20 protein-coding genes and 1 pseudogene are annotated in these 23,257 nt (G+C 67.8%); 9 read left to right on the top strand and 12 right to left on the bottom strand.

Going from position 1 to position 23,257, the window contains the following annotated elements:
- Positions 1 to 35: 35 nt before the first annotated feature.
- The 8 genes from tpbA to narX all read right to left on the bottom strand — a co-directional run bounded on the left by tpbA (position 36) and on the right by narX (position 6,516).
- On the bottom strand, positions 36 to 692 hold the full coding sequence (tpbA, locus tag HMPREF2886_RS31600) for a tyrosine phosphatase TpbA (protein ID WP_070749109.1): 657 nt from the start codon (positions 690 to 692) through the stop codon (positions 36 to 38).
- A gap of 94 nt (positions 693 to 786) precedes the next feature.
- Complete coding sequence (locus HMPREF2886_RS31595) at positions 787 to 1,173, bottom strand: hypothetical protein (protein ID WP_024917603.1); 387 nt, start codon at positions 1,171 to 1,173, stop codon at positions 787 to 789.
- A gap of 20 nt (positions 1,174 to 1,193) precedes the next feature.
- Entirely contained in the window at positions 1,194 to 2,024 is an 831-nt protein-coding gene (locus HMPREF2886_RS31590; protein ID WP_058173227.1) for an SDR family oxidoreductase, read from the bottom strand.
- 86 nt (positions 2,025 to 2,110) lie between these two features.
- Positions 2,111 to 2,860: a class I SAM-dependent methyltransferase gene (locus HMPREF2886_RS31585; RefSeq protein WP_070749107.1), complete on the bottom strand. Its 750-nt coding sequence runs from the start codon at positions 2,858 to 2,860 to the stop codon at positions 2,111 to 2,113.
- Positions 2,861 to 2,875: 15 nt separating this feature from the next.
- Positions 2,876 to 3,340 (bottom strand): hypothetical protein, encoded by a 465-nt coding sequence (locus HMPREF2886_RS31580; RefSeq protein ID WP_033972202.1) that lies wholly within the window; start codon positions 3,338 to 3,340, stop codon positions 2,876 to 2,878.
- Positions 3,341 to 3,511: 171 nt separating this feature from the next.
- Positions 3,512 to 3,907 (bottom strand): anaerobic/virulence modulator AnvM, encoded by a 396-nt coding sequence (gene anvM / locus HMPREF2886_RS31575; RefSeq protein WP_033972201.1) that lies wholly within the window; start codon positions 3,905 to 3,907, stop codon positions 3,512 to 3,514.
- 84 nt (positions 3,908 to 3,991) lie between these two features.
- Positions 3,992 to 4,651, bottom strand: a complete 660-nt coding sequence (gene narL, locus HMPREF2886_RS31570; RefSeq protein ID WP_003092968.1) for a two-component system response regulator NarL — start codon at positions 4,649 to 4,651, stop codon at positions 3,992 to 3,994.
- Positions 4,648 to 6,516, bottom strand: a complete 1,869-nt coding sequence (gene narX / locus HMPREF2886_RS31565) for a two-component system sensor histidine kinase NarX (protein ID WP_033972199.1) — start codon at positions 6,514 to 6,516, stop codon at positions 4,648 to 4,650. The genes narL and narX overlap by 4 nt, the downstream gene beginning before the upstream one ends.
- Before the next feature lie 174 nt (positions 6,517 to 6,690).
- Here narX and HMPREF2886_RS31560 point away from each other — a divergent pair, with 174 nt between their 5' ends.
- From HMPREF2886_RS31560 to HMPREF2886_RS31520, 9 genes and pseudogenes are all read left to right on the top strand, one after another.
- Positions 6,691 to 7,986 (top strand): nitrate/nitrite transporter, encoded by a 1,296-nt coding sequence (locus HMPREF2886_RS31560; RefSeq protein ID WP_070749105.1) that lies wholly within the window; start codon positions 6,691 to 6,693, stop codon positions 7,984 to 7,986.
- 12 nt (positions 7,987 to 7,998) lie between these two features.
- Complete coding sequence (gene narK2, locus HMPREF2886_RS31555) at positions 7,999 to 9,405, top strand: nitrate/nitrite transporter NarK2 (RefSeq protein WP_042165392.1); 1,407 nt, start codon at positions 7,999 to 8,001, stop codon at positions 9,403 to 9,405.
- Between the two features lie 75 nt (positions 9,406 to 9,480).
- A pseudogene (locus HMPREF2886_RS31550) lies at positions 9,481 to 13,266 on the top strand (nitrate reductase subunit alpha).
- 11 nt (positions 13,267 to 13,277) lie between these two features.
- On the top strand, positions 13,278 to 14,819 hold the full coding sequence (gene narH / locus HMPREF2886_RS31545; protein ID WP_033972196.1) for a nitrate reductase subunit beta: 1,542 nt from the start codon (positions 13,278 to 13,280) through the stop codon (positions 14,817 to 14,819).
- A gap of 5 nt (positions 14,820 to 14,824) precedes the next feature.
- Positions 14,825 to 15,565 (top strand): nitrate reductase molybdenum cofactor assembly chaperone, encoded by a 741-nt coding sequence (gene narJ / locus HMPREF2886_RS31540; RefSeq protein ID WP_039028155.1) that lies wholly within the window; start codon positions 14,825 to 14,827, stop codon positions 15,563 to 15,565.
- Between the two features lie 2 nt (positions 15,566 to 15,567).
- A complete protein-coding gene (narI, locus tag HMPREF2886_RS31535) occupies positions 15,568 to 16,251 on the top strand; it encodes a respiratory nitrate reductase subunit gamma (protein WP_003092953.1) in 684 nt (227 codons plus the stop codon).
- Between the two features lie 54 nt (positions 16,252 to 16,305).
- Entirely contained in the window at positions 16,306 to 17,124 is an 819-nt protein-coding gene (locus HMPREF2886_RS31530) for a peptidylprolyl isomerase (protein ID WP_033972194.1), read from the top strand.
- Positions 17,125 to 17,180: 56 nt separating this feature from the next.
- Positions 17,181 to 18,170: a GTP 3',8-cyclase MoaA gene (gene moaA, locus HMPREF2886_RS31525; protein WP_039028153.1), complete on the top strand. Its 990-nt coding sequence runs from the start codon at positions 17,181 to 17,183 to the stop codon at positions 18,168 to 18,170.
- A gap of 623 nt (positions 18,171 to 18,793) precedes the next feature.
- Positions 18,794 to 19,585, top strand: coding sequence for an ABC transporter substrate-binding protein (locus HMPREF2886_RS31520; RefSeq protein WP_003118292.1), 792 nt, complete (start codon positions 18,794 to 18,796; stop codon positions 19,583 to 19,585).
- Positions 19,586 to 19,608: 23 nt separating this feature from the next.
- On the opposite strand, the gene dauR is transcribed toward HMPREF2886_RS31520, so the two are convergent.
- From dauR to HMPREF2886_RS31500, 4 genes are all read right to left on the bottom strand, one after another.
- The gene (gene dauR / locus HMPREF2886_RS31515) at positions 19,609 to 20,241 is read right to left on the bottom strand and encodes a transcriptional regulator DauR (protein WP_039028152.1); all 633 of its coding nucleotides are present in this window, start codon (positions 20,239 to 20,241) and stop codon (positions 19,609 to 19,611) included.
- A gap of 62 nt (positions 20,242 to 20,303) precedes the next feature.
- Positions 20,304 to 21,431 carry an FAD-dependent catabolic D-arginine dehydrogenase DauA gene (gene dauA, locus HMPREF2886_RS31510; protein ID WP_070749103.1) on the bottom strand — a complete coding sequence of 376 codons (1,128 nt, stop codon included), beginning with the start codon at positions 21,429 to 21,431 and terminating at the stop codon, positions 20,304 to 20,306.
- 22 nt (positions 21,432 to 21,453) lie between these two features.
- Positions 21,454 to 22,401, bottom strand: a complete 948-nt coding sequence (dauB, locus tag HMPREF2886_RS31505; protein WP_042165404.1) for an NAD(P)H-dependent anabolic L-arginine dehydrogenase DauB — start codon at positions 22,399 to 22,401, stop codon at positions 21,454 to 21,456.
- 160 nt (positions 22,402 to 22,561) lie between these two features.
- Positions 22,562 to 23,257, bottom strand: a 696-nt coding sequence (locus HMPREF2886_RS31500) for a helicase-related protein (protein ID WP_049262490.1), incomplete at its 5' end; no start/stop codon positions are given.

Here is a 23,257-nt window from a genome sequence, read left to right as displayed (position 1 = left end):
CGTGACGGGACCAAGCCTTTCGGCCCTGCGCGTGTTTACGGCCGGTCGAGCGCCTGGGCCATCCACTCGCGCACATGGCAGACGGCGAAGCGCGACGGGCTGCATTCGCCGGTGGCCATCGCCAGGCGCAGGCCCTCGACGTCGGCGCCGCGCACATAGGCGCTGGCGTCGCGCATGTCGTCCTCGTCGCCGAAACCGCCGCGCTGCATTTCCTCCAGCGCGGCCTGCTTGTCCCAGCCCTGCACGACGATGCGGTACATGGCGGCGAACAGTCCGGTGCGGTTGTTGCCGTGCTTGCAGTGCATCAGCACCGGGCCTTCGCGCTCGGCGGCCTGCAACTGGCGGAGGACGCTGAGCACCTCGGCGTCGTCGACCCGGTCGGCGTGGGTCGGCAGGCTGACCACCCGCACCGGAGCCTGGCCCAGCCAGGCGCGGTCGTCGTCCTTGATGAAGCTGACCACCGTCTTCACCTGCAGGCGTTGCAGCAGCGCGACGCTCTGTGCGTTGGGCAGCGCGCTGCGATAGAGGGTAGGGCTCATGCGGTAGAGGTTGATCGACGGGTCGACCGCTTGCGCCCAGGCTGGCGAACGCGGGGCGGCAGTCTCGGCGGCATGCAGCGGGCCGCCGAGCAGGAAGGCGCCGAGCACGGCGGCGAGGAGCAGGCGGAGCCAGGCGAGCGGTGAACGGTGCATGTCGGCCTCGTGCGGTGGGTGGCCAACACTAGGCGAGGGCGGGTCAAGCCGAGCTGAAGAGAATGTGAAGAATTCGTTGAGGCAGCTTCACCTGTCAGCGCAGGAAGAATCCATAGACCCTGCCGGAGAAGAACACCAGCAACAGCGCCGGATAGCACAGGTAGTGCAGCACCACGATGAGCAGTGCCGCCGGGCTGGGATCGCCTTTCAGCGAGGCGAGGCCGACCAGTAGCAGGTAAAGGACCCCGAGCACACCGCCATACAGCGCGACCAGGCGCAAGCGCTCGCCCCAGGTCGGCCAGCGCCGCTGCGCGCGGGCGAACCACCAGGCCAGGCCGCCGGCGACCAGTGCGGCGATCAGCAGGCTGGCCGGCAGGCCGCCGAAGCGGACCACCCCGCGCAGCAGCACGTTGAGCAGGATCGCCGCGGCGATCCCGGCCAGGGCGTAGTAGCGGATGGGTACGGCAAGGCGGTCGTCCATGGCGGTGTCTCCTGGCGGTTTCAGAGGCGCGTGTCGAGGCCGAAGCGCTTCTTCAGCAGCCGCTCCAGCAGGCTGCGCGGCAGCCAGCGAGCCAGCGCCGGCAGGGCCCGGCTGCCATTGCCGATGCGCACCAGCGGCGGGCGCGGACGGCGCTGCACGGCGGCGAGCAACTGGCGGGCGAAGTCTTCGGCGGACGTAGGATTGTCCTGGGATGCCGCGGCGCGCGCCTGGATCTGCCGACGCAATGGCCACCAGGGCGAGCGTTCGTCGACCACGCTGTCCAGCTCGCGGCTGGCGCTGGCGCCGAAGTTCGAGGCGATGGCGCCCGGCTGCACTTCCAGCACCTCGACGGCGAACGGAGCCAGCTCCAGGCGCAGGGCATCGCTCAGCGCATGCACCGCGGCCTTGGAGGCGCAGTAGGCGCCGGCGAAGGGCGTGACCAGCACGCCGGAGACGCTGCCGACGTTCACCACCAGGCCGGACTTGCGCCTGAGCAGCGGGAACAGCGCGCGGGTCACGCCGACCACGGCGAACACGTTGGTCTCGAATTGCCGGCGCATGGCTTCGACGCCGCCGTCCAGCAGCGGACCCATGGCGCCGTAGCCGGCGTTGTTGACCAGGACGTCGAGGCCGGCGGCTTCGACTTCCAGCTCCTCGGCCAGACGGGCCAGCGCGGCGGCGTCGTTGACGTCCAGTTGCACCGCCTGGAAGCCGGCCTCGGCCAGGGCACGCACGTCGTCCTCCTTGCGCGCGCTGGCCCAGACCCGGTAGCCGGCGCGCTGGAAGGCGTCGGCAAGGGCGCGGCCGATGCCACTGGAGCAGCCGGTGACGAAGGCGACGGGTTGGCTCATGGGCGGCGTTCCTTGGCTGGGAGTTGGAAGGAGGGCGGCCTACCGTACTGGATTCGCCGGCCGCGGAAAACCGCCCGAAGGCTCGGTCAGGCGTCCTTGCGCGCGATCCGCAGCGCCAGCGGCATGCGAACCCAGCGTGTCGAGGTCGGTTCGCCCCAGAGCGCGGCGACCCGTTGCAGGGCCTGGCGCACGAAAGCGTTGCCCTGCGCCTCGCGGCACAGGCGGCTGGCCGACCAGGTGGCCATGTAGTCGAACAACCGGGCCAGGCTCCATTGTTGCTCGATGACGAAGGCCGGCGCGGGGAGTTCGCCCAGCGGCAGCTCGACATCCCGGTAGGCGTTCCACAGCAGGCGGTTCTGTTGCGCCCAGTACGGGCCGATCGGGCGCAGGTATTCCTCGTCGATGGCGGCATCGATCTGCGCGTCGATGCTGAACCAGCCGTAGCCCCAGGCGGCGAACACGCCGCCGGGACGCAGCACGCGCAGTAGCTCGCGGTTGAAGCGCGAATGGTCGAACCAGTGCCAGGCCTGGGCTACGCAGATCAGGTCGAAGGCGGCGTCGGGATAGTCGGTGGCTTCGGCGTCCTGCACGCTGTAGCGGATACCCGGATGGACAACGGCGTGTTCGATCTGCTGCGCGCTGGTGTCGCTGGCGAGGACTTCGCCGAAGTACTGCGCCAGGCCGAGCGCGGCCTGGCCGGTACCGGTGGCGCAGTCCCAGGCGCGCCGGCGCTGGCCGCAGAGCCCGGCGAGATGGCGGTAGAGCGCATCGGGATAACGCGGGCGGGCGCTGGCGTAGGCAGCGGAGCCCTGCTCGAACAGACGGCGGGTTTCCATCGGGTCCTCCCTCGGTCAGTTACCGAAACGCCCGTCCAGGCGTTCGGCGCGGAATTCCAGGGTGCTGGCGCGATAGCCCGGACGCAGCGGCGGCAGCGGCAGGCAGTCGCGCCAGCTGTCGCCGCCGAGCAGGGCGTTCGGCGCCCGGTAGCGCGGGCTGTCGAAGCTGGTGTCGGCCAGGTTGACGCTGTCGCCGGGACGATAGGCGGCGATCCTCCAGCGTAGCTCCAGCAACGGACGGTCGCTGCCGTTCTTCAGCTCGACCGCCAGCGGCCGGTCTACCGGACAGCGTTCCGGCGCATAGCTCAGGCGCAGTTCCTGGCGTTGCAGGTGGCGGCTTTCGTCGTTGTCCTGCCAGATCACCCAGGCCGCCACCAGGCCCAGCCCGGCGAGAGCCGCCAGGGAGACCGGCAGGGCCTTGGCCGGGTATCGGACGAGGAGGATGACCCAGGTGAGGACCAGCAGCGCACCGATCAGCATTGAAATGTCCTTTCTTCGAAGCCGAGGGGACATCCTAGCGCACTGCTGCGTATCGCAGGCGGTACGGGCATGCCTACGCGGCGGAGGAGCCGCGATATGCGCGAGGGAGGCCGAAAGGCGGGGATGCGGGTTTCGGCAGGCTGGGGATAGTCGCCGCCCCCGGCCTCGCCGTCATTCGCAGCGCCGCTTGCCGCCCGGCGTCAGCAGATGCTCCAGCTCGACGAACAGGCGCTCGGCATCCTGCGCCTCGCAGTCCTCGCCGTAGCGCTTCTTCAGGCCGTGTTCGCTGAGGGTCAGGTGCAGGGTCGGGACTACCTCGTGGCGCGCCAGGCAGCCTTTCACGCAATGCAGCGGGCAACCGTCGAGGGCCAGGATCGGTCGCCCGGAGCGGGCCCGGCGGACCAGCAGCGGGACGTCGCCGCCGACTCCGGCGATGCAGGACATCTCCGCCAGCCGGGCACGATCCAGGCGCAGCGCGAGATCGTTGGCCAGTTGCGCCACGTTGGAGCAGCCGGAGCAGGCGTAGACCAGGGGAAGGGGATCGTCGGGGCTGCGTTCGAACATCATGACGGGCGCCTCGTGGAAGGAAGCCGCCAGTATCGACGTAGCGCCGCGGTGGATTTCTTGACCGGAATCAAGCCCGCGCGCGGCTCACACCAGGTCGTTCTCCACCGCCCACACCGCGGCCTCGACCCGCGAACGCATGCCGAGCTTGTGCAGCACCCGCTTGACATGGACCTTCACCGTGCCTTCGGTGATGTCCAGCTTTCGCGCGATCATCTTGTTGCTGTAGCCGTGGGCGATCTGGCGGAGGATCTGCCGTTCGCGCTCGGTCAGCTCGTCGAGGCTCTTCGAACGGTCGTCGCCCCGCAGGGCCTGGGCGAGGATCTGGGTCAGCTGCGGGCTGAGGGTCATCTGTCCGGTGGCGGCCTGGCGGATGTGCTCGAGCAGGCGCTCCGGCTCCATGTCCTTGAGCAGGTAGCCGTCGGCGCCGGCGCGCAGGACGTTGACCACGTCGCCCTTGTCGTCGGACACGGTGAACACCACGATGCGCGCGTCGACTCCGGCCTCGCGCAACGCGCGCAGGGTGTCCAGGCCGTTCATGCCCTTCATGTTCAGGTCCAGCAGGATCATGTCCGGGTCCAGCTCGGCGGCCAGGCGCAGGGCTTCCTCGCCGCTGCCGGCCTCGCCGACCACGCTGAGGTCGTCTTCCAGTTCGAGCAACTGGGCGACGCCCTTGCGCATCATCGGATGGTCGTCCACCAGCAGCAGGCGAACCGGTTCGTCGGCGGTGGCTGGCATGTCCGTCATGGGGTCGGCTCCTTGGCGGCGGAGGGTTGCAGGGCGGTCGGCACGAAGCTGAAGAGCACTCGCGTGCCGCGGGGCGCGCGCGCTTCGAAGCGCAACGGGCTGCCGAGGGTCTGGCCGCGCTCCTGCATGATGGTAAGCCCATAGTGGCCGCTGCGGTTCTGCTGCGGATCAAAGCCGACGCCATCGTCCTCGATGGCGATGCTCACCTGGCCGTCGGCCTGGCTGCTCAGGCGCACCCAGGCCCGTTGCGCCTGCGAATGGCGAACCACGTTGGAGAGCGCCTCGCGGACGATCTGCAGGACGTGGATTTCCTCGTTGGGACTCAGCGGCACGTGTTGCAGGCGGTTGTCCAGTTCGATCGCCACCTCGCCGCGCTCGCCGAACTCGGCCACGGCGTTCCCCAGCGCGGCTTCCAGGCTCGGCTCGTCGAGGCTGAGGCGGAAGGTGGTGAGCAGTTCGCGCAGTTGCCGGTAGGCGCCGTTGAGGCCTTCGCGCAGTTCGTCGAGGGTGTCCTCGATCTTCTCCGCCGGCGCCTCGCGCTTGAGCAAGGTGCCCAGGCGGCTGACCTGGATCTTCAGGTAGGACAGCGACTGTGCCAGCGAATCGTGCAGTTCGCGGGCGATGGTGCCGCGCTCGGCGAACAGGGCCAGGCGGCTTTCCTGTTCCTGTTGCAGGGACAGGGCGAAGGTGCGGGCGATGTTGTCGCAGAAGGTCTCGATCAGTTGCTGCTGCCAGTTCTCCAGGCGGCCGCTGCGGCTTTCGATGAACAGTTCGCCGAAACGGTGGCCGGCGATGGACAGTGGCTGCATCAGCAATGGCTGGGCCAGGGACGAGGGTTGGTCGCAGGCGCTGGCCTGCTCGCGGCAGCTACCGCAGTCGCCCTGCAGGCAGAAGTCCGCCGGCCGCTCGGTGGTGGTCAGCGAGCTGTAGGCGCGCTCGACCCCGTCCTTGTTCAGGCAGAGGGTCACGCGGCCGGCGTCGAGCACTTTCTCCAACTGGTTCAGCAGCGGTTGCAGGGTGCGGCTGTCGTAGGGGTTCTCGCCCAGCCGGCGGGCGCTGGCGTAGAGCAGTTCGAGGCGCTGGTGGCTCTGCGAGAGGGCGCGGGTCTTGTCCTCCACGCGCTCCTCCAGGTCGCCGTAGATGCTCTTCAGCTCGCCGGCCATCTGGTTGAAGCGCTCGCCCAGTTGCGCCAGTTCGTCCTCGCCGCTGTAGGTGACCCGCGCATCCAGCTCGCCGCGGCCCAGGCGGCGGGCGGTGCTGGTGAGTTCGCGCAGCGGGCCGATGACGTGGTAGCTGAGGTCGTAGAGGGTGACGAACACCACCAGCAGGCTGAGGAACAGGCACAGGCCCTGCACCGTGCTGAGCAGTTGCGAGCGGCGCTCGGCCTTGGCCTGGAGGATGCCGACGAAACGGTCGATGTCGCCGACGTAGGCGTCCAGCACGGCGCGTCCGGGCAGCGCGCGCGGGTCCAGGCGCGCCAGGCCCTCGCGCAGTTCCTGGTGCAACTGGCGGATCGGGTCGTCGGCATCCTGGCGTTGCAGCAGGCGGCGGATGTCGCCGCTGTCGAGGCGTTCGCCGAGGGTCCCGAGCAGCGCCTGGCGGCCTTCCAGGCTGGGCTCCAGGGCGACCCGGTAGGTGAGCATGCGCAACGAGCCGGCGTGGTTGATCACCGCGGCGTCCTGGTGCGTGTAGTCGGCGAAGAGCAGGGCACTGAACATCCCGATCAGCGCCAGCGATACCAGCAGGGTGAGGTAGCAGCCGAAGCGGACTACCAGGGAGCGGCGCAGGATCGGTTTTCCGGCCCTGTCACTACCTCCAAAGAATCTGTCCCGCTGGTCAGCGTCCGGCGCGGTCGCCTTGTTCATGAGAAAAGCCTTTTAAAACAGTGGGTTGCGCAATAATTTCAGCCATACCTCTTTCGAGGTAGGGGCGCGCATCTAGGCACGGAACGGCCGGTATTTCATTGATTCCTATCAAATTTGCATAGGAACACCTTCCCTAGGCTCTCGCTGAACGCTGTCCGTGCAGAGAGTTTAGCCATGGCTTCCCTACGTCAGAAACAGTACTCCGTCCTCGGCATGAGTACCTTGTCCTTCGCGGTGAATTTCGCCGTGTGGACGATGTTTTCGATCATCGGCATCCGCATCAAGGACGAACTCGGCCTGAGCGAATCCCAGTTCGGCCTGATGGTCGCCCTGCCGATCCTCACCGGCTCCCTGGTGCGCCTGCCGCTGGGCCTGATCACCGACCGCTTCGGCGGCCGCATCGTGTTCTTCATCCACATGCTGCTGGTGGCCATCCCGATCTACGGCCTGGCCTTCGCCAGCCAGTACTGGCACTACCTGGTGCTCGGCCTGTTCGTCGGCCTGGCCGGCGGCTCCTTCGCGGTCGGCATCGCCTATACCTCGGCCTGGTTCGAGAAGGAGCGCCAGGGCACCGCGATGGGCATCTTCGGTGCCGGCAATGCCGGCGCGGCGATCACCAACCTGGTGGCGCCGATGATCGTGGTCGCCTTCGGCTGGCGCATGGTGCCGCAGGTCTACTCGGTAGCCATGCTGGTCACCGCCGTGCTGTTCTGGCTGTTCACCTGGACCGATCCGGCGCACCTCAAGGGTGCCGCCGAGGCCAGCCAGCGGCCGACCCTGGCCAAGCAACTGGCGCCGCTCGCCGAGCTGCGCGTCTGGCGCTTCGGCCTGTACTACTTCTTCGTCTTCGGCGGCTTCGTCGCCCTGGCCCTGTGGCTGCCGAAGTACTACATCGCCGAGTACGGCCTGGACCTGAAGACCGCGTCCTTCATCACCATGCTGTTCACCCTGCCGTCCGGCCTGATCCGCGCCCTCGGTGGCTGGTTCAGCGACCACTACGGCGCGCGCTCGGTGAACTGGGGCGTGTTCTGGGTCTGCCTGGTGTGCCTGTTCTTCCTCTCCTACCCGCAGACCACCATGACCATCCACGGCATCCACGGCGACCTCAGCCTGGGCATCGGCCTGAACGTCTGGCTGTTCACCTTCCTGGTGTTCGTCGTCGGCATTGCCCAGGGCTTCGGCAAGACCAGCGTGTACCGGATCATCCACGACTACTACCCGAGCAACATGGGCACCGTCGGCGGCATGGTCGGGGTGATCGGCGGCCTCGGCGGCTTCTGCCTGCCGATCCTGTTCGGCTACGCCGCCGACCACATCGGCGTGCGCTCCTCCTGCTTCATGTTGCTGTTCGGCCTGACCGTGGTCTGCATGGTCTGGATGCACTACGCGATCAAGCAGCAACGCCGCATCGACGGCCAGGCCGCCTCGGCCGACGTCGACCTTCCTCCCACCCTTCCCACCCACTCCTGAGGTAATGCCGTCATGGGCATGATCGCCAATACCCAACTGAAAGCCGCACGGGGACCGCTGCTGCTCGACTGGCGCCCCGAGGACCCCGAGTTCTGGGCGCGCAACGGCAAGCGCATCGCCAGCCGCAACCTGTGGATCTCGATCCCCGCGCTGCTGCTCGCCTTCGCCGTGTGGATGATCTGGAGCACGGTGACCGTGCGCCTGAACAGCGCCGGCTTCGCCTTCAGCAACGACCAGCTGTTCCTGCTCGCGGCGCTGCCGTCGATCTCCGGCGCCACCCTGCGGGTGTTCTATTCGTTCATGGTGCCGATCTTCGGCGGCCGTCGCTGGACCGCCCTGAGCACCGCCTCGATGCTGATCCCGTGCATCTGGCTGGGCTTCGCCGTGCAGGACCCGAGCACCCCGTACTGGGTGTTCGCCCTGATCGCGCTGCTCTGCGGCTTCGGCGGCGGCAACTTCGCCTCGAGCATGTCCAACATCAGCTTCTTCTATCCGAAGAGCCAGCAGGGCACCGCCCTCGGCCTGAATGCCGGGCTCGGCAACCTCGGCGTCTCGGTGATGCAGTTCGCCGTGCCGCTGGCGGTGGCCGGCGGCCTGTTCGGCGCCTTCGGCGGCGAGCCGCAGCAGCTCGGCGATGGCGCTCGCCTGTGGCTGCAGAACGCCGGCTGGATCTGGGTGCCGTTCATCGCCGTGGTATCGGTCGCGGCCTGGTTCGGGATGAACGACATCGCCGACGCCAAGGCCTCGTTCCGCGACCAGGCGGTGATCTTCAAGCGCAAGCACAACTGGCTGATGTGCTGGCTGTACGTGGCCACCTTCGGCTCGTTCATCGGCTTCTCGGCCGGCTTCGCGATGCTCAGCAAGACCCAGTTCCCCGACGTCAACCCGCTGCAATACGCCTTCCTCGGTCCGCTGGTGGGCGCCCTCAGCCGGCCCCTGGGCGGCTGGCTGGCGGACAAGTTCGGCGGCGCGCGGATCACCCTGTGGAACTACGCGCTGATGATCGGCGGGGTGTTCGCGGTGATCGCCTTCCTGCCGGGCGACGGCGGCCAGGGCAACTTCTTCGGCTTCCTTGGCGCCTTCATCCTGCTGTTCTTCTTCGCCGGCATCGGCAACGGCTCCACCTTCCGCATGATCCCGGTGATCTTCCGCAACGAGTGGGCCCGGCGGGTGCGCGACGGCCAGGCCGACGAAGCCGGCGCGGCGCGCAACGCGAGCATGGAGTCGGCCGCGGTGATCGGCTTCTCCGCCGCCATCGGCGCCTTCGGCGGGTTCTTCATCCCGAAGGCGTTCGGCACCTCGCTGCACATGACCGGCAGCGCCGAGGGCGCCCTCTACGTGTTCATCGCCTACTACCTGAGCTGCATCGTCGCCACCTGGTGGTGGTACGCGCGCAAGGGTGCGGAGAGTCCCTGTTGAGCCCGTCGGCAGCAGCCCGCGGCAACCCCTGATTAGCGTTGTAACGCCCGGCACAGACCGGGTGAGGAGATCAAGATGAGTCACCTGCTCGACCGCCTGCAGTTCTTCAAGAAGAAGCAGGGCGAATTCGCCGATGGCCACGGCGAGACCAGCAACGAGAGCCGCGCCTGGGAAGGCGCCTACCGGCAGCGCTGGCAGCACGACAAGATCGTGCGCTCCACCCACGGGGTGAACTGCACCGGCTCCTGCTCCTGGAAGATCTACGTGAAGAACGGCCTGATCACCTGGGAAACCCAGCAGACCGACTACCCGCGCACCCGTCCGGACCTGCCCAACCACGAGCCGCGCGGCTGCCCGCGCGGGGCCAGCTACTCCTGGTACATCTACAGCGCCAACCGCCTGAAGTACCCGAAGGTGCGCAAGCCGTTGCTCAAGCTCTGGCGCGAGGCGCGGGCGCAGCACGGCGACCCGGTGGACGCCTGGGCCAGCATCGTCGAGGACGCCGCCAAGGCGAAGAGCTACAAGAGCCAGCGCGGCCTGGGCGGCTTCGTCCGTTCCAGCTGGGACGAGGTCACCGAGATCATCGCCGCGGCCAACGTCTACACCGCCAAGACCTATGGTCCGGACCGGGTGATCGGCTTCTCGCCGATCCCGGCCATGTCGATGGTCAGCTACGCCGCCGGCGCCCGCTACCTGTCGCTGATCGGCGGGGTCTGCCTGAGCTTCTACGACTGGTACTGCGACCTGCCGCCGGCCAGCCCGCAGATCTGGGGCGAGCAGACCGACGTGCCGGAGTCGGCCGACTGGTACAACTCCAGCTACATCATCGCCTGGGGCTCCAACGTGCCGCAGACGCGGACCCCGGACGCGCACTTCTTCACCGAGGTGCGCTACAAGGGCACCAAGACCGTCTCCATCACCCCGGACTATTCCGAGGTGGCCAAGCTCACCGACCTCTGGCTCAACCCCAAGCAGGGCACCGACGCCGCGCTGGGCATGGCCTTCGGTCACGTGATCCTGAAGGAATTCCACCTCGACCGGCCGAGCGCCTACTTCGTCGACTACTGCCGCCAGTACACCGACATGCCGATGCTGGTGTTGCTGGAAGAACACGCCGGCGGCGCGTTCAAGCCGACCCGCTACCTGCGCGCCGCCGACCTGGCGGACAACCTCGGCCAGGACAACAACCCCGAGTGGAAGACCATCGCCTACGACGAGCGCAGCGGCGGGCTGGTCTCGCCCACTGGCGCCATCGGCTACCGCTGGGGCGAGTCGGGCAAGTAGAACATCGCCGAACTGGACGGCAGGAGCGGCGACCGGACGCGCCTGCAACTGTCGCTGCTCGATGGCCCGGAACATGCCTGCGAGGTGGCCTTCCCGTATTTCGCCGGGCAGGAGCACCCGCACTTCAAGGGCGTCGCCAACGACGAGGTACTGCTGCGCCGGGTGCCGTTCCGCGAGATCGTCGCGGCGGATGGCAAGCGCCTGCGGGTGGCCACCGTCTATGACCTGCAGATGGCCAACTACAGCATCGACCGCGGCCTGGGCGGCGACAACGTGGCGACCTCCTACGAGGACGCCGACACGCCCTATACCCCGGCCTGGCAGGAGCGCATCACCGGCGTCCCGGCGGCGCGCGCGACGCAGGTCGCCCGCGAGTTCGCCGACAGCGCCGACAAGACCCGCGGCAAGGCGATGGTGATCATCGGCGCGGCGATGAACCACTGGTACCACATGGACATGAACTACCGCGCGGTCATCAACATGCTGATGATGTGCGGCTGCATCGGCCAGAGCGGCGGCGGCTGGGCGCACTATGTCGGCCAGGAGAAGCTGCGCCCGCAGACCGGCTGGGCGCCGCTGGCCTTCGGCCTGGACTGGAGCCGGCCGCCGCGGCAGATGAACGGCACCAGCTTCTTCTACCTGCACAGCTCGCAATGGCGCCACGAGAAGCTGTCGATGCACGAGGTGCTGTCGCCGCTGGCCGACGCCAGTCGCTTCGCCGAACACGCCCTGGACTACAACATCCAGGCCGAACGCCTCGGCTGGCTGCCGTCGGCGCCGCAACTGAACCGCAACCCGCTGCGCATCGCCGCCGAGGCCGAGGCCGCCGGCCTGCCGGTCGCCGACTATGTGGTGCGCGAACTGAAGAGCGGCGGCCTGCGCTTCGCCAGCGAATCGCCGGACGATCCGCAGAACTTTCCGCGCAACATGTTCATCTGGCGCTCCAACCTGCTGGGCTCCTCCGGCAAGGGCCACGAGTACATGCTCAAGTACCTGCTCGGGGCGAAGAACGGGGTGATGAACGATGACCTCGGCAAGGCCGGCGGTCCGCGTCCCACCGAGGTCGACTGGGTCGACGACGGTGCCGAGGGCAAGCTCGACCTGGTCACCACCCTGGACTTCCGCATGTCCTCCACCTGCATGTATTCGGACATCGTCCTGCCGACCGCTACCTGGTACGAGAAGGACGACCTCAATACCTCCGACATGCACCCCTTCATCCATCCGCTGTCGGCGGCCACCGATCCGGCCTGGGAAGCCAGGAGCGACTGGGAGATCTACAAGGCCATCGCGAAGAAGTTCTCCGCCGTCGCCGAAGGCCACCTCGGCGTGGAGCAGGACCTGGTCACGCTGCCGCTGCTGCACGACACCCCCACCGAGCTGGCGCAGCCGTTCGGCGGCGACGGCCATGACTGGAAGAAGGGCGAGTGCGAGCCGATTCCGGGACGCAACCTGCCGACGCTGCACCTGGTCGAGCGCGACTACCCGAACGTCTATCGCAAGTTCACCTCGCTCGGTCCGCTGCTGGACACGCTGGGCAACGGCGGCAAGGGCATCGGCTGGAACACCGAGAAGGAAGTGAAGCTGGTCGGCGACCTCAACCATCGCGTGGTCGAGAGCGGCGTCAGCCAGGGCCGCCCGCGCATCGACAGCGCCATCGACGCCGCCGAGGTGGTCCTCGCCCTGGCTCCGGAAACCAACGGCCAGGTCGCGGTCAAGGCCTGGGAAGCGCTGTCGAAGATCACCGGCCGCGAGCACGCCCACCTGGCGCTGCCCAAGGAAGACGAGAAGATCCGCTTCCGCGACATCCAGGTGCAGCCGCGCAAGATCATCTCCAGTCCGACCTGGTCCGGCCTCGAGGACGAGCACGTCAGCTACAACGCCGGCTACACCAACGTCCACGAGCTGATCCCGTGGCGCACCATCACCGGGCGCCAGCAGTTCTACCAGGACCACCCGTGGATGCAGGCGTTCGGCGAAGGCTTCGTCAGCTACCGGCCGCCGGTCAACACCCGGACCACCGAGAAGCTGTTGAACAGGAAGCCCAACGGCAACCCGGAGATCACCCTGAACTGGATCACCCCGCACCAGAAATGGGGCATCCACTCCACCTACAGCGACAACCTGCTGATGCTCACCCTGTCGCGTGGCGGTCCGATCATCTGGCTCAGCGAGCATGACGCGGCCAAGGCCGGGATCGTCGATAACGACTGGGTCGAGGTGTTCAACGCCAACGGCGCGGCGACCTGCCGCGCGGTGGTCAGCCAGCGGGTCAAGGACGGCATGGTGATGATGTACCACGCCCAGGAACGCATCGTGAACGTACCCGGCAGCGAGACCACCGGCACCCGTGGCGGCCACCACAACTCGGTGACCCGCGTGGTGCTCAAGCCGACCCACATGATCGGCGGCTACGCCCAGCAGGCCTGGGGCTTCAACTACTACGGCACGGTCGGCTGCAACCGCGACGAGTTCGTCGTGGTGCGCAAGATGAGCAAGGTTGACTGGCTGGACGAACCCCGCCACGGCGGACTCGGCGGCGACGCCCTGCCGCAACCGCTGCCCCAGGACATTTGAGGAGAGACGCCATGAAAATTCGTTCGCAAGTCGGCATGGTGCTGAACCTCGACAAATGCATCGGTTGCCACACCTGCTCGATCACCTGCAAGAACGTCTGGACCAGCCGCGAAGGCATGGAGTACGCCTGGTTCAACAACGTCGAGACCAAGCCCGGGATCGGCTACCCGAAGGAATGGGAAAACCAGGAGAAGTGGAAGGGCGGCTGGGTGCGCGCGGCGGACGGTTCGATCCGCCCGCGCATCGGCGGCAAGTTCCGCGTGCTGGCGAACATCTTCGCCAACCCGGACCTGCCCGAGATCGACGACTACTACGAACCGTTCGACTTCGACTACCAGCACCTGCATACCGCACCCAAGGCCGAGCACCAGCCGGTGGCGCGCCCGCGCTCGCTGGTCTCCGGGCAGCGCATGGAGAAGATCGAGTGGGGCCCGAACTGGGAGGAGATCCTCGGCACCGAGTTCGCCAAGCGGCGCAAGGACAAGAACTTCGACCAGGTCCAGGCGGACATCTACGGTGAGTACGAGAACACCTTCATGATGTACCTGCCGCGCCTCTGCGAGCACTGCCTGAACCCGGCGTGCGTGGCGTCCTGCCCGAGCGGGGCGATCTACAAGCGCGAGGAAGACGGCATCGTCCTGATCGACCAGGACAAGTGCCGCGGCTGGCGGATGTGCATCTCCGGCTGCCCGTACAAGAAGATCTATTTCAACTGGAAGAGCGGCAAGTCCGAGAAGTGCATCTTCTGCTACCCGCGCATCGAGGCCGGCCAGCCCACCGTCTGCTCGGAGACCTGCGTCGGGCGCATCCGCTACCTCGGCGTGCTGCTCTACGACGCCGACCGCATCCACGAAGTGGCCAGTTGCGAGAACGAGCGCGAGCTGTACGAGAAGCAACTGGAGATCTTCCTCGATCCGTTCGACCCGGCGGTGATCGCCCAGGCGCGCAAGGACGGGGTGGCCGACAGCGTCATCGAGGCGGCGCAGAAGTCGCCGGTCTACAAGCTGGCGATGGACTGGAAGCTGGCCCTGCCGCTGCACCCGGAATACCGCACGCTGCCGATGGTCTGGTACGTGCCGCCGCTGTCGCCGATCCAGAACGCCGCCGCCGAGGGGCACATCGGCAGCGACGGGGTGATCCCGGACGTCGAGTCGCTGCGCATCCCCGTGCAGTACCTGGCCAACCTGCTCACCGCCGGCGACACCGCGCCGGTGCTGCTGGCGCTCAAGCGCCTGCTGGCGATGCGCGCCTACAAGCGCGCCGAGCACGTCGAAGGCCGCCAGGACCTGGAGGTGCTGGCCAAGGTCGGGTTGAGCGTGGAGCAGGTGGAGCAGATGTACCGCTACCTGGCCATCGCCAACTACGAGGATCGCTTCGTGATCCCCAGCGCGCACCGCGAGGAAGCGCTTTCCGATGCCTTCGCCGAGCGTTCCGGCTGCGGCTTCAGCTTCGGCAACGGCTGTTCCGGCGGCAGCAACTCCGCCGTCAACCTGTTCGGCGGCAAGCCGACCAACCGCCGCGACGTGATCCAGGTCGTGCAGATCCAGGAGTGAGCGCCATGAACGATCACAGCCAACTGTTCCGCCTGCTCGCCCTGCTGCTCGACTATCCGCGCGCCGAGCTGCGCGAGGAGAGTCTCGGCCTGCATGCGCTGATCCGCACCTGCGAACTGCCCGAAGCGCTGCGCGACGGCCTCGCGGCGCTGCTCAACGAGCTCTGCCAGGGCGACCTGCTGGACGTCCAGGCGCGCTACGACGGTCTCTTCGAGCGCGGCCGCTCGGTCTCGCTGCTGCTCTTCGAGCACGTCCACGGCGAGAGCCGTGACCGTGGCCAGGCGATGGTCGACCTGCTCGACCGCTATACCGGGGCCGGTCTGCAGATCGACGTACCGGAACTGCCGGACTACCTGCCGCTGTACCTCGAATACCTGTCGCTGCTGCCGTTCGCGGCGGCCAGCGAAGGACTCGCCGAAGTGGCGCACATCCTCGGCCTGCTGGCGCTGCGCCTGGAGGAACGCGGCAGCGCCTACGCGGCGATTTTCGAGGCGTTGCTGGAACTCGGCGGCGAGCGCCCGGACCTCGGCGCGTTGCGTCGCGACCAGGCCCAGGAACAGCGCGACGACAGCCTGGAGGCGATCGACCGGGCCTGGGAGGAAACCCCGGTGAGCTTCACCGATCCTGCCGGCGGTTGCCCGTCGAGCATCGGCCGCCGTCCGACGGCGTCCACCGAACAACCATTGCAATGGGTCGCCCAGCCGGTACCGCAGATGCAGTACCGCGCGGCCCGCGAAGGAGTCTGAGCATGTCGACCAATCTTCTGTTCTTCGGGATCTATCCCTATGTCGCGCTGCTGATCTGCCTGGTCGGCAGCTGGGCGCGCTTCGACCTCTCGCAGTACACCTGGAAGGCCGGTTCCAGCCAGATGCTCAGCAAGAAGGGCATGCGGGTATACAGCAACCTGTTCCACGTCGGCGTGCTGTTCATCCTCGCCGGCCACTTCGTCGGCCTGCTGACCCCGGCCTCGGTCTACCACCACCTGATCAGCACCGAGAACAAGCAACTGCTGGCGATGGTCTCCGGCGGCTTCTTCGGCGTGCTCTGCTTCATCGGCCTGAGCGGACTGATCCTGCGCCGCCTGACCGACGCACGGGTGCGCGCCACCGGCAACGCCTCCGACCTGATGATCCTGCTGGTGCTCTACGCCCAGCTGATCCTCGGCCTCTCCACCATCGTCGCCTCGACCCATCACATGGACGGCTCGGTGATGGTGATGCTCGCCGACTGGGCCCAGGCCATCGTCACCCTGCGTCCGCTGGCGGCGGCCGAGGCCATCGCGCCGGTGGGCCTGGTCTACAAGCTGCACGTCGGCCTGGGCCTGACCCTGTTCGTGCTGTTCCCCTTCACCCGCCTGGTGCACATCGTCAGCGCGCCGGTGTGGTACCTGGGCCGGCGCTACCAGATCGTGCGCCAGAAACGTCCTGCCTGAACCCTGGGCGGCTGGCGCATCCGGCGCCGGCCCGCCGAACCGAGGTGATCGATCATGAGTTGCTCCCACTACGAAGAACGCGTCGAGAAGGTCGAACTGCCGCAACTGAAGGTCAACGGCGTGGCCATCGGCGAAGACCTGCTGGCCCGCGAACTGCAATACCACCCGGCGGACAGCTACCCGCTGGCGCTGGAGGCCGCCTGCCGTGCGCTGATCGTTCGCCAGTTGCTCCTGCAACGGGCCGACGCGCTGGGCATCGAGGCCCGTTGCGAAGACGGCGAGACGCCGGAGGAGGCGCGCATCCGCCAATTGCTGGAGGAAGAGGTGCAGGTCCCGGAAGCCGACGAAGAGGCCTGCCGGACCTGGTACGCGGCCAATCCGGGACGCCTGCTCGGCCCCTGGCGCCTGCAATTGCGCCATGTGCTGCTGGCCTGCGCGCCGGACGACCTGCAAGGCCGTGAGACGGCGCGCAAGCAGGCCGCGGAGCTGCTCGACGAATTGCGCGGGCATCCCGAGCGCTTCGTCGACCTGGCCCGACGTTTTTCCGCCTGCCCGTCGAAGGAGGAGGGTGGCGATCTCGGCTGGATCGAGCCGGGGCAGACCGTCCCCGAATTCGAGAAGCGCCTGCTGCGCCGCGCACCCGGGCTGCTCGAGCATCCGCTGGAAAGCCGCTATGGCCTGCATGTGGTGGAGCTGCTGGGGCGCGAAGGCGGCGAGCCGCTCGACTTCGACGCGGCCCGCGCGCAAATCGCCGCGCACCTGCAGGCGCAGGTGTTGCAGCGAGCGGTGGGCCAGTACATCGGCGTGCTGGCGGGAGACGCCTGCATCGAGGGCTTCGCCTTCGAGGGTGCGGATGGGGCGCTGGTGCAATAGGTTTCGCCGCCGTTGATTCCCTCTTCCTCCCGCACATCAATCGGAGTACCCAGGACATGACCGACTGGATCGATGGCCAAGGCCGACAGATCGACTACCTGCGCCTGTCGGTCACCGACCGTTGCGACTTCCGCTGTGTCTACTGCATGGCCGAGGACATGCGCTTCCTGCCGCGCCAGCAGGTGCTGACCCTGGAGGAGATCGAGCGGGTCGCCCGGCTGTTCGTCGCCGGCGGTGTGCGCAAGCTGCGCCTGACCGGCGGCGAGCCGCTGGTGCGGCCCGGCATCGTCGGCCTGTGCGAGCGCCTGGCGGCACTGCCGGGGTTGCGCGAACTGTGCATGACCAGCAACGGCTCGCAACTGGTGCGCTACGCCCGGCCGTTGTACGACGCCGGCCTGGCGCGTCTCAACATCAGCCTCGACACCCTCGATCCGCTGCGCTTCCGGGCGATCACCCGCAACGGCGAGCTGGACAAGGTGCTGGCCGGCATCGACGCCGCCCAGGCCGCCGGTTTCCGCCGGATCAAGCTGAACGCGGTGGTGATGAAGGGGCGCAACGCCGATGAGGTGCCGGCGCTGGTGGACTTCGCCATCGCCCGCGGCCTGGATATCAGCTTCATCGAGGAGATGCCGCTTGGTCAGGTCGGCCGCGAACGTGGCGAGAGCTTCTGCTCCAGCGACGAAGTACGCGCGCTGATCGCCCAGCGCCACGCCTTGCTCGACAGCGCCGAGCAGAGCGGCGGGCCGGCGCGCTACGTGCGCCTGGTCGAGCATCCGCAGACACGCATCGGCTTCATCTCGCCGCATTCGCACAACTTCTGCGCCACCTGCAACCGCCTGCGCCTGACCGTCGAGGGCCGCCTGCTGCTGTGCCTCGGCCACGAGCATTCGCTCGACCTGCGCGCGCTGCTGCGCCGCCACCCGCTGCACGACGGGCCCTTGCTGGAAGCGATCGGCCAGGCGCTCCAGCGCAAGCCGGCGCGCCATGAGTTCAGCGCCGCCGGCGAGGTGCAGGTGCTGCGCTTCATGAACATGAGCGGCGGCTGAGGCGACTCGGGGCGCCCAGCGGGCCTTCGCCAGGGGCCAGGGCGAGGCCACTCTTCCGGTGGGCCAGCAGGGTCTCGCTGCTGTACAGCTCGACTGCGGAAAACATCACGGCATAACCATCGCTGGAACTGCGTGCGATCACTTAGCTGCGCCGCGCGTCCGGTGGTCGGGCATGTCCAGCCCGACCTGGTCCCGCACGTCGCTCAGGCGCCCTTCGGTACTCGCGCTCGGCGCCGACCTGGGCGCCCTGGCTGGCGTAGCGCGGCTTGCGACGGGTAGCGAAGCCTTTCAAGGGCGTTGACGAAACGAAAAAATCCCCGCGGCATGAGCGTGACGCGGGGATCCAGGCGTAAATAGAGCCTTAACCGTGATAGCTGAAATGGAGCAAGGGGGTGATGTCTGCGTGGCGGAACACCTCGCGGGGTGGCTGTGTATGGCTCAAGACTAAGTCCCGCGGGCCGGCGGGCCTATTCCTCGAAGGAGGTAAGGAGGGGTAGCGGAGGAGGGACGGCGATTGACGATGTATACTTTTTGGTCCAGATTGGACGAAAAGTATAAAGGCGGATCACCGTCTGTTTCCCGCCCGGGCCGCGGGCGTACCTTCGTCACCCCTGGAGTCGTCCATGATCAAGTCGCTGAACACCAAGAACCTGCTGGGAGGCCTGCTGCTCGGCGTGCTCGCCAGCGGATCCGCCGTCGCCGCCGATGGCAACCTGCGGATCGGCATCGAGGCCGCCTACCCGCCGTTTTCCTTCAAGACCGCCGAAGGCGAACTGGCCGGCTTCGACTACGACATCGGCAACGCGCTGTGCGCGCAGATGCAGGTGAAGTGCCAGTGGATCGAGCAGGAGTACGACGGCCTGATTCCCTCGCTGAAAGTTCGCAAGATAGACGCCGCGCTGTCCTCCATCACCATCACCGAGGAGCGCCGGCGCTCGGTGGACTTCACCCACAAGTACTACTTCACGCCGGGCCGCCTGGTGATGAAGGAAGGCGCCCAGCTCGACGACAGCTTCAGCCAGTTGGCCGGCAAGCGCATCGGCGTGCAGCGCGGCGCTACCGCCGACCGCTTCGCCAGTGCGGTGCTGGCCAAGGCCGGTGCCGAAGTGGTGCGCTACACCAGCCAGGACGAGATCTACCTGGACCTGGTGGCCGGCCGCCTCGACGCCACCTTCGCCGACTCCATCCCGCTGCAGACCGGCTTCCTCGATACCCCGCGCGGCAAGGGCTACGCCTTCGTCGGGCCGGAGTTCAAGGACCCGAAATACTTCGGCGAGGGCGCCGGGATCGCGGTGCGCAAGGGGGACGCCGAGCTGGTCGGCAAGCTCAACGCGGCGATCGACGCGATTCGTGCCGACGGGACCTACAAGCGCATCGAGGGCAAGTACTTCAAGAGCGACATCTACGGCGACTGACCGCTCGCCGGCGGCGGCTGCTGTCAGTCGCCGCCTTCCTTCAGCTCCTTGAGGTGCTTGTACACCGTCGCCCGGCCCATGTTCAGCACGTTGGCCACATAGTTGGCCGCGCTCTTGCCCTTGAACGCACCCTCGGCGTGCAGGGCCAGGACCAGTTCGCGCTTGTGCTCGCGGGTCAGCAGGTTCAAGCCGAGCTGGCGCTGCCGCAGCCAGCCGTGCAGGAAGGTGTTGATGCGCTCCTGCCAGTCGTCGCGGAACAGCGCCTCCGGTTGCGGGATCAGCTTGCTCGGCGAGAGGAACAGGTCGAGCGCCGCCTTGGCGCTCTCGAACAGACTGATGTTCAGGTTGATGCACAGCACCGCCAGCGGCTGGCCGGCGGCGTCGCGCAGCACGGTGCTGACCGAGCGGATCTTCTGTCCGTCCCAGTTGAGCTTCTCGTAGGGACCGATGTTGCGCTCGTCGCTGCCGCCTTCGAGCATGTCTTCCAGCGCCGAATCGTCGCCGACCTCGCGCTTGGACAGGTTGTTGGCGATGTAGTCGACCCGCTGGCTGCGCAGGTCGTGCAGGACCACTTCGGCGTGGGGGAAAAACAGAGTGGCGATGCCGTCGGCGATCGCCCGGTAGTTCTCCAGGCTGGGGTCTTGGCTCGGGCTCATGCGCAGGGACTCTCGTGGGACGGCGGGCGAGGCGAGTGTGCCGCAAACCCGCCGCCGGGTCATCAGGGGGACAGGCGGCGCGGCGACAGCATCGCCTCGTCCAGGCCGTGCTCGCGCAGGTGCGCCGGCAGCGGCTGGTGGCGGATCAGCGCGGCGCTGGCCTCGCCCATCGCCGCCGAGGTCTGGATACCGTAGCCGCCCTGGGCGGCGACCCAGAAGAAGCCTTCCGCATCGGCGGCGTAGCCGGCCACCAGGTCGCCGTCGGCGACGAACGAGCGCAGCCCTGCCCAGGTGTGTTCCGGGCGGCGAATGGTGAGGGTGGTGGCTTCTTCGATCAGGTACATGCCGGTGGCGATGTCCAGTTGCTCGGGCTGCACGTCGTGGGCCTCGACCGGATCGGCGTTGGCCGGCGAGCCGAGTAGCATGCCGGCGTCCGGCTTCAGGTAGAAGGATTCGTCGAGGCTGACCAGCATCGGCCAGTCGTGGCAGTCGATGCCCGGCGGCGGGGCGAAGATGAAGGCCGAGCGGCGCTTGGGTTGCAGGCCCAGCGGGCGGACGCCGGCCAGCCCGGCGATGGCGTCGCACCAGGCGCCTGCGGCGTTGACCAGCACCGCCGCGCGGTACCTGCCGGCGGCGCAGTGGACTTCCCAGGCGCCGTCGACCCGGCGGATCTCCAGCGCTTCGTGGTTGCACAGGACCTGCCCCTGGTTGCGACGGATGCCGCGTAGGTAGCCCTGGTGCAGGGCGTCGGTATCGATGTCGGCGCCGGTGGGGTCGTAGGTGGCACCGAAGACCTTGTCGCGGCGCAGCACCGGTACGATCGAGCAGGCCTGTTCCGCGTCCAGCAGGCGCATCTGCGGCACCAGCGCCTTGCCGCTTTCGTATTGGCGGCGGAGTTCTTCCGGATCGCCGCTGAAGTCGACCACCATTTCCGGACGCGGGCTGAGCAGCGGATGCTCGCAGAAGCCGGCCGGCGGATTGTCGAAGAAGGCCCGGCTGGCGGCGGTGAGCGCGCGCACCTGGGGCGTGCCGTAGGCCACCGTGTAGTGCGCGGCGGAGCGGCCGGTGGAGTGGTAGCCGGGCTGCGCCTCGCGTTCCAGCACCAAGACCCGGCCGTGGGCCGACAGCCAGTAGCCGGTGGATGCGCCGGCGATACCGGCGCCGATGACGAGGTAATCCGCTTCGATCATGCTGCTCTCCTGCATCGCGGGATCAGCCTGCCTGGCGCAGGCGGTAGAGGGCGTTGGCCAGGGCTACGTCTTCCAGGCCCAGGCCGATCGAGCGGAAGAACGCCGGGCGCCGGTATTCCGGACGTGGCGCCTGGCCGCCGAGCAGTTCGGCGAGGTCGCCGCGGATCGCCTCGGGGCTCCAGCCATGCTGTTCGGCGGCGATCAGCATCTCGCCGGCGGAACCCGGGGTGGTGTGCCGGTAGTCGCAATAGACGTCCATGGCCGCCAGGCTTTCCGCCGGCACCTCGTGGGCGCGGGGAGCGTTGGTGCTGATCGAGGTGACCAGCGCCGGGCGCTTGAGTTGGCGCGGGTCGATCACTGCTCGGGCCGAGGAGGTGCAGAGCAGGATCACATCGGCTTCGTCCAGCGCTTCCTCCAGACTGCCGGCGGCTTCGGCGCGCGGGTCGATGGCGCGCAGGCTTTGCAGGCGGCGCTCGTCCAGGCACCGCGAGTGGACTCGCACGCCCTGCCAGTCACGCAGGCCCTTCACGTATTGCAGGTGGGCATGGGCCACCGGTCCGCTGCCGATCAGCGCCAGGCGGCAGGCCTCGGCCGGAGCCAGGGCATCCACCGCCACGGCGGTGGTGGCGGCGGTGCGCGCGGTGGTCAGCCGGGCGGCATCGCAGAGCAGCAAGGGCTGGCCGGTCTGCATCGACATCAGCAGGGTCCAGGCGGTGACCAACGGGCCCTGTTCGCGGACGATGTAGGGCGAAGTCTTGATCCCGTAGACCTGTTCCTGGGCGAGCACGCCGAGGTAGTTGATGAAGTCGCCGCGACCGGCGGGGAACTCCACCAGTTGCTGGGCCGGCTGGAGCGCCTGGCCGGCGGCCAGGTCGAGGAACAGCTGGCGCATGGCCTGGAGGACGTCGATACGGGCGAGCAGTTGCTCGGCTTCGGCCTGCTGGACGATCAGGGGAGTGGCGGCGCTCATGCGATCTCCGGAATGGATGTAAACAATTTGTCCATTCTGGACTTTAAGGTATTGCCGGGCAAGCGCCGACCTGCCTCGATGACCGACGGCGGCACCTGCGTGTCGCAGAAACGAAAAAGGCGAAGCCGGATGGCTTCGCCTTTTTTCTCCACGCCTGCGTTCAGTGCTTGCGCGGTACCGGCTTGAGCAGTTCGGCCGGCGGCATCTCGCAGGTGATCTTGCGGCCCAGCAGTTCTTCGATCGGCGGCAGGGCGAAGGCATCGTCCTCGCCGGCGAAGCTGATCGAGGTGCCCGAGGCGCCGGCGCGGCCGGTACGACCGATACGGTGCACGTAGTCGTCCGGGTCTTCCGGCAGGGTGAAGTTGATCACATGGCTGATGCCGTCGATGTGGATGCCGCGGCCGGCCACGTCGGTTGCCACCAGGACGCGGATCTTGCCTTCGCGGAAGCCCTCCAGGGTGCGGATGCGCTTGTGCTGCGGCACGTCGCCGGACATCTGGGCGGCGCTGATGCCGTCCTTGGTCAGGCGTTCCTCGATGCGGCGGACTTCGTCCTTGCGGTTGGCGAAGACCATCACCCGTTCCCAGTTGTTCTGCGCCACCAGGTTGTACAGCAGCTTGTACTTGTCGCTGCCGGCCACGGCGTAGACATGCTGCTCGACGGTGTCGCTGGCGACGTTCTCCGGCTCGATCTCGACGATCGCCGGATCGACGGTCCACTGCTTGGCGAGGTTCATCACGTCGTCGGTGAAGGTCGCCGAGAACAGCAGGGTCTGGCGTTCGCCCTTGTGCGGGGTCTGCCGGATGATCTGCCGGACCTGCGGGATGAAGCCCATGTCGAGCATGCGGTCGGCTTC

The organism is Pseudomonas sp. HMSC066A08 (genome assembly GCF_001813025.1).
In the GTDB taxonomy this organism is placed as follows: domain Bacteria; phylum Pseudomonadota; class Gammaproteobacteria; order Pseudomonadales; family Pseudomonadaceae; genus Pseudomonas; species Pseudomonas aeruginosa.
This window is presented reverse-complemented; position numbering and strand designations above follow the sequence as displayed.

What these genes read in the sequence shown, in the direction of transcription:
- tpbA (WP_070749109.1), bottom strand. Translation starts at nt 692, where the DNA reads ATGCACCGTTCACCGCTCGCCTGGCTCCGCCTGCTCCTCGCCGCCGTG.
- HMPREF2886_RS31595 (WP_024917603.1), bottom strand. Translation starts at nt 1,173, where the DNA reads ATGGACGACCGCCTTGCCGTACCCATCCGCTACTACGCCCTGGCCGGG.
- HMPREF2886_RS31590 (WP_058173227.1), bottom strand. Translation starts at nt 2,024, where the DNA reads ATGAGCCAACCCGTCGCCTTCGTCACCGGCTGCTCCAGTGGCATCGGC.
- HMPREF2886_RS31585 (WP_070749107.1), bottom strand. Translation starts at nt 2,860, where the DNA reads ATGGAAACCCGCCGTCTGTTCGAGCAGGGCTCCGCTGCCTACGCCAGC.
- HMPREF2886_RS31580 (WP_033972202.1), bottom strand. Translation starts at nt 3,340, where the DNA reads ATGCTGATCGGTGCGCTGCTGGTCCTCACCTGGGTCATCCTCCTCGTC.
- anvM (WP_033972201.1), bottom strand. Translation starts at nt 3,907, where the DNA reads ATGATGTTCGAACGCAGCCCCGACGATCCCCTTCCCCTGGTCTACGCC.
- narL (WP_003092968.1), bottom strand. Translation starts at nt 4,651, where the DNA reads ATGACGGACATGCCAGCCACCGCCGACGAACCGGTTCGCCTGCTGCTG.
- narX (WP_033972199.1), bottom strand. Translation starts at nt 6,516, where the DNA reads ATGAACAAGGCGACCGCGCCGGACGCTGACCAGCGGGACAGATTCTTT.
- HMPREF2886_RS31560 (WP_070749105.1), top strand. Translation starts at nt 6,691, where the DNA reads ATGGCTTCCCTACGTCAGAAACAGTACTCCGTCCTCGGCATGAGTACC.
- narK2 (WP_042165392.1), top strand. Translation starts at nt 7,999, where the DNA reads ATGGGCATGATCGCCAATACCCAACTGAAAGCCGCACGGGGACCGCTG.
- narH (WP_033972196.1), top strand. Translation starts at nt 13,278, where the DNA reads ATGAAAATTCGTTCGCAAGTCGGCATGGTGCTGAACCTCGACAAATGC.
- narJ (WP_039028155.1), top strand. Translation starts at nt 14,825, where the DNA reads ATGAACGATCACAGCCAACTGTTCCGCCTGCTCGCCCTGCTGCTCGAC.
- narI (WP_003092953.1), top strand. Translation starts at nt 15,568, where the DNA reads ATGTCGACCAATCTTCTGTTCTTCGGGATCTATCCCTATGTCGCGCTG.
- HMPREF2886_RS31530 (WP_033972194.1), top strand. Translation starts at nt 16,306, where the DNA reads ATGAGTTGCTCCCACTACGAAGAACGCGTCGAGAAGGTCGAACTGCCG.
- moaA (WP_039028153.1), top strand. Translation starts at nt 17,181, where the DNA reads ATGACCGACTGGATCGATGGCCAAGGCCGACAGATCGACTACCTGCGC.
- HMPREF2886_RS31520 (WP_003118292.1), top strand. Translation starts at nt 18,794, where the DNA reads ATGATCAAGTCGCTGAACACCAAGAACCTGCTGGGAGGCCTGCTGCTC.
- dauR (WP_039028152.1), bottom strand. Translation starts at nt 20,241, where the DNA reads ATGAGCCCGAGCCAAGACCCCAGCCTGGAGAACTACCGGGCGATCGCC.
- dauA (WP_070749103.1), bottom strand. Translation starts at nt 21,431, where the DNA reads ATGATCGAAGCGGATTACCTCGTCATCGGCGCCGGTATCGCCGGCGCA.
- dauB (WP_042165404.1), bottom strand. Translation starts at nt 22,401, where the DNA reads ATGAGCGCCGCCACTCCCCTGATCGTCCAGCAGGCCGAAGCCGAGCAA.